Origin of the sequence: Streptomyces sp. NPDC048411, assembly GCF_040704695.1 — a bacterium.
Lineage (GTDB): Bacteria > Actinomycetota > Actinomycetes > Streptomycetales > Streptomycetaceae > Streptomyces.
This window is the reverse complement of the sequence record NZ_JBEZKL010000255.1, coordinates 1-4,554: the sequence shown is the minus strand read 5'-3', so window position 1 is coordinate 4,554 and position 4,554 is coordinate 1. Positions and strand designations below refer to the sequence as shown.

Here is a 4,554-nt window from a genome sequence, read left to right as displayed (position 1 = left end):
GGCTGTGCGCGGTGGGCTACCAGGCGGCCGGGTTCGACGTGCTCACCGTCGCATACCTGGTCGCGGTGTACGGCGCGGTCCGGGCCCGCGGCGTGGTGTCGGCCGGGTCAGGACGAGAAGAGCATGCGGCCGAAGCTCTTGTGCCGGTAGTGACCGCCGTGGTGCTGCGGGGCGCCCCAGACGGGGGCCGGCGCGGCGGGGTAGGCCTGGGGGGCCGGCGGCGCGGGCGGTGCCGGCTGGGTCCACTGCGCCTCGATGCGGGTCAGGGTCTCCAGCTCGCCGTAGTCGAGGAATATCCCCCGGCAGCCGCTGCACTGCTCGATCTGGATGCCATTGCGGTTGTAGGTCTGCATCTGTGCGTGGCACTTGGGACACTGCATGATCGGCTCAGCTCCTCGCCGTCGGTTCGCCGTCGCCGGAATGCATGCCCGGAGACGATCGGTTCACCCTACGACGAGTGCTCGGTCACCAACTCGACCGGGATGGACGCAATTCGGGCACAGGCATCGATCATCGTCTGTTCCACCTCATCCGGACTTCGCCCCTCCGCCGCGGACTTGGCGAACGCCAGTGCCGCGGCCTGAACCGTCAGGGCGCGGGCCGGGACGTCGAGTTCGGGCCAGGGATCGCCGTCGGCCCGCACGGCGGGCCCGCCCGCTGCCCGGTAGGCCTCCAGGAATCGCAGCCAGACCTCGGGGGGCAGCAGTCCTGCCGCGTACCAGGCGGCGGGGCGGGCGAGGTCCCACGCGGGGTCACCGAGCCCCACGTCGTCGACGTCGATCAGCAGCCAGCGGCCCTGCGCCGAGGGGTGGCGAACGAGCTGGCCGAGGTGGAGATCGCCATGGCAGATGAAGTGCGAGCGGTGCGCGGGTGCGGGGGCTTCGTCGCGGGCCCAGGCAGGCAGGCGCCGCCATGCTTCGCGTACGGGGGCGATGGCCGGGTCACCGGGCCGCGCGGCGCACATCCGGGCCACGGCGAGGGCGGCTTTTGCGGGTCCGCGCATGGGAGGCAGGGCGGGCGGGGGCGCGGTGCGGTGGAGCCGGGCCAGGAGGACACCGGACTCTTCCCAGGGCGCGGCGTCGGGGTCCGCGGGGTCGACCGGTTCGCCGTGAGGCCACAGGGTCACCGGACGGCCGTCGACCACGGGAACGGCAGGCTGGGGTACCGGTGGCAGGAGGATGCCGCTGAGCGCGGGGGCCGAGGCCAGGGCCGTACGGGCGGCCAGGGCGGCGGTGTCGGTGTCCGGGGCGTGGGCCTTCGCGACCACGGAGCCAGAGCGGACGACCGTACCGTCGGCGCGGTCCGCGAGCACCGCCGGTGCCGGGCAGGAAGGACAAGGGGCCTCGGCGCGCCGGTGCGGGTGGGCCGTGTCATGGGCGAGGGCGCCCAGCGCGCGGACAACTGCGGTGGTCACGGTCTCCCCCGGTGGCAACAGGTGCGGCCCGGTCGGCCCCGGGCACGCCGACGAGCGTACGCGCTGCCGCGCAAGCCGTGGCAGCGCGTGGCGACGGTGTGGTGCACCGCCGCGCATTGTCCCCGGACAGCGCGATGTCCGGTCAGCTCCCCAGCTGACCGGACAAACGCTGCCGTCCGCCGCACCCCCGTCCCCACGGGGTTGTTGGCCGGATGTCCCGGTCCGGACCGCTCTTCCGGACCCGGGGCGCCGCTCAGCGCCCCAGCATCACGCCCACGGACGACGCCTGTGTGACCACCGCGTCCCAGCCGCCGAAGACGACTACGAGCAGGGCCGCCAGAGGAAGAACCATGGCCGTCGCCACCAGCGGGTGGCGCGTACCGGACGACGGGCGGCCGCCGAACGCGGCATGAGCCCTGCGTCCCTGCGTGCGGATCATCGTCCGCGTCGCCGTGTCCGCCATGGTTCCTCTCCTGACCTGATTGTTGGAGCGACGGGCGTTTGACCTCGGGGGACGAGTGCAACGCCCGCCGCTTGAGTTCAACATTAGGGACGCGAGGAGGGTGGGTCGTCATGCCCGCGTACCGAATGCCGGGCCTCCCGGAGGATGAGCCGTGGGTGGTCGGCGTACTCCCCTGGGTGGAGATCCTGCGCTACGCCTTGGGGTCATCCCGGAGGGGACGCTCGGATGCGTCCTGCCTCGGGACCGGTTGTTCGACCAGGGCGAGCACCCTGGTCGCCATGAAGCGGGCGGTACGGACGGCGGCGCCGCTGCGAGTGACTTCACTCACTTCGACCACCCCTCGGCGGACAGCTGTCTCCACCCGGCGGCCTGCTCGGGTGGCCACCACCTCGTACGTACGCGTCGTGTCTCCCGCGTCCACGACTATCTCCACGCGATCGCCCTTCACTGATCCAATCCCCCTTCTGCGACGGACCTTTGAGATCTCGCACGGGCCCGGGAGCGTGGATCCGCGGCTCCCTGACCACTTCTCAAGTTTCCCACCCGGCACTGACAATCGATCGGCGGGCGAGGGCGCGGCCTCTGAGCGCGCCGGGCCACGGGTACGTAAGCTGTGCCACGTCAGGCGGACCAGGCAGCGGGGATGGGCAGACGATGGCGATGATGCGGCTCCGGCGCGAGGACCCGCGTGTCGTCGGCTCGTTCAGGCTGCACCGGCGACTCGGGGCGGGCGGCATGGGTGTCGTCTATCTCGGTTCGGACCGGCGCGGCCAGCGGGTGGCGCTCAAGGTGATCCGCCCGGATCTCGCCGAGGACCAGGAGTTCCGTTCGCGTTTCGCGCGCGAGGTGTCGGCGGCGCGGCGGATCCGCGGCGGCTGTACGGCGCGTCTGGTGGCCGCCGATCTGGAGGCGGACCGCCCGTGGTTCGCGACACAGTACGTCCCCGGGCCTTCGCTGCACGACAAGGTGGCCGAGGAAGGTCCGCTGTCGGCGGCCGAGGTGGCGTCGATCGGGGCGGCGCTCTCCGAGGGGCTCGTGGCGGTGCACGAGGCGGGTGTCGTCCATCGCGACCTGAAGCCGTCGAACATCCTCCTCTCTCCCAAGGGCCCCCGGATCATCGACTTCGGGATCGCCTGGGCGACCGGGGCGAGCACGCTCACGCATGTCGGCACGGCGGTGGGCTCGCCGGGATTCCTTGCGCCCGAGCAGGTGCGGGGCGCGGCGGTGACGCCCGCGACGGACGTCTTCTCGCTCGGTGCCACGCTGGCGTACGCGGCGATGGCCGACTCGCCTTTCGGGCACGGCAGTTCCGAGGTGATGCTCTACCGCGTGGTGCACGAGGAACCGCAGTTGTACGACGTGCACGACGCGCTGGCGCCACTGGTGAGCGCCTGTCTGGCGAAGGATCCGGAGGAGCGGCCGAGCACGCTTCAACTCTCCATGCGCCTCAAGGAGATCGCGGCCCGTGAGGCACAGGGCCTGCACGAGCGCCGACCGCCCGCCCAGCGCTCGGCGCAGGAGCTGGACCGGCCGACCGGCCGGCTCGACGGCCCGTACACCGAACAGCAGACCCGGCGTGCGGCGGGCCCGCCGCCGCCCCGTCCGCAGAGCCGGCAGGCGCCGGCGTCTTCGCGTGGTTCGTCGTCCCGCACCGGCGGTTCGCGCCCTCAGCAGCAGCCGCCGCGCATGACGACACGCTCCGGAAAGCGCCCGCAGGGCACGAACGGAACGAACGGCCGGCCGAGCACGAACGGGACGAACGGCCGGCCGGGCACGCGGCCCGGCGTCCGCACGACCTCGACGGGCCGGCGACCTGCCAATCCGCGGCTGCTGCGGCAGCGGCTCGTCGTGTTCGTCGTGGTGACGCTGCTCGTGGCGCTCGGCATCGCGGCGGCACAGGGCTGCCAGGGGCCGGCCCGCGGACTGGGCGCCCAGGACACTCCTGGTCGGCACGGGCAGCACCAGCCGCTGCGGCCCGACGACCCTTGTCAGGAGACGGCGGGCGGTCAGTCCTGCGGGCGGCCCGTCGCCACCGCGTAGAACACGACTGCGGCGGCCGCGCCCAGGTTCAGCGGGTCGACGCCGTGCGCCCTCCGGATCCGGCCGTTCGCCGGGCGCGACCAGGGCCTGCGTGGACAGCCCGTCGCCCTCGGCACCGAGCATCAGCGCCACCTTGTCCATCCGGTGCGGCGCCGCCTCCTCGATGCTGTCGGCAGCTCTGTGAGCTGCGCGGCTGGATCGTCGTGGAGGAGCGGGTCGACCATTCGATCTCCGCATCGACCGGTACCTCATAGCGGAGCCATGAGGCGCGGGCCGGCCCCGAGGGACCGGCCCGCGCTGTTTCACGGGGACGGGGTCACGGGGTCTTCTTCAGCGTGAAATTGCCGGTCGTCGTCTCCCCCTTCTTGAGCTTCGCGGTGGTGGTCACCGGCTGGTAGCCGTCCTTGGACACGATCACGGTGACCGGGTTGTTGCGGGTGTCGAACCACAGGGCGAAGGTGCCGTCCCTGGCGGTCCGCAGGGTGTAGCTCGTCGTCGAGGCGTTGATCTGGATGGTCGCCCCGGCCAGCGGCGCGGTGCCGCCCTTGCCGTCCTCGCCGAGCACGGTGCCGGCGTACTTGCCCCAGTCCTTCGGCGGGTTGACGTGCATCTTCACGCCGACGCCGGCGACCGAGTA

General features: G+C 72.5%; 6 protein-coding genes and 1 pseudogene. 1 reads left to right on the top strand and 6 read right to left on the bottom strand.

What is annotated here, in order from left to right; translation table 11 throughout:
* Positions 1-107: 107 nt before the first annotated feature.
* The 4 genes from AB0915_RS38380 to AB0915_RS38365 form a co-directional block, all read right to left on the bottom strand.
* A complete protein-coding gene (locus tag AB0915_RS38380) occupies positions 108-380 on the bottom strand; it encodes a zf-TFIIB domain-containing protein (protein WP_366132937.1) in 273 nt (90 codons plus the stop codon).
* Positions 381-448: 68 nt separating this feature from the next.
* Entirely contained in the window at positions 449-1,414 is a 966-nt protein-coding gene (locus AB0915_RS38375) for an aminoglycoside phosphotransferase family protein (protein WP_366695932.1), read from the bottom strand.
* A 253-nt stretch (positions 1,415-1,667) separates the two neighbouring features.
* Entirely contained in the window at positions 1,668-1,877 is a 210-nt protein-coding gene (locus AB0915_RS38370) for a hypothetical protein (protein ID WP_366132935.1), read from the bottom strand.
* Positions 1,878-2,067: 190 nt separating this feature from the next.
* Complete coding sequence (locus AB0915_RS38365; protein ID WP_366695930.1) at positions 2,068-2,325, bottom strand: hypothetical protein; 258 nt, start codon at positions 2,323-2,325, stop codon at positions 2,068-2,070.
* Positions 2,326-2,531: 206 nt separating this feature from the next.
* Between AB0915_RS38365 and AB0915_RS38360 the strand changes: the two genes are divergently transcribed.
* Positions 2,532-3,917, top strand: coding sequence for a serine/threonine-protein kinase (locus tag AB0915_RS38360; RefSeq protein ID WP_366695928.1), 1,386 nt, complete (start codon positions 2,532-2,534; stop codon positions 3,915-3,917).
* Here the strand turns inward: AB0915_RS38360 and AB0915_RS38355 are convergent.
* Positions 3,884-4,091: pseudogene (locus tag AB0915_RS38355) on the bottom strand (TrmH family RNA methyltransferase); the annotation flags it as partial. The gene AB0915_RS38360 and the pseudogene AB0915_RS38355 sit on opposite strands and share 34 nt — an antisense overlap.
* 142 nt (positions 4,092-4,233) lie before the next feature.
* Positions 4,234-4,554 (bottom strand): carboxypeptidase-like regulatory domain-containing protein (locus AB0915_RS38350; RefSeq protein WP_366695926.1); only part of this gene is annotated, 321 nt, incomplete at its 5' end.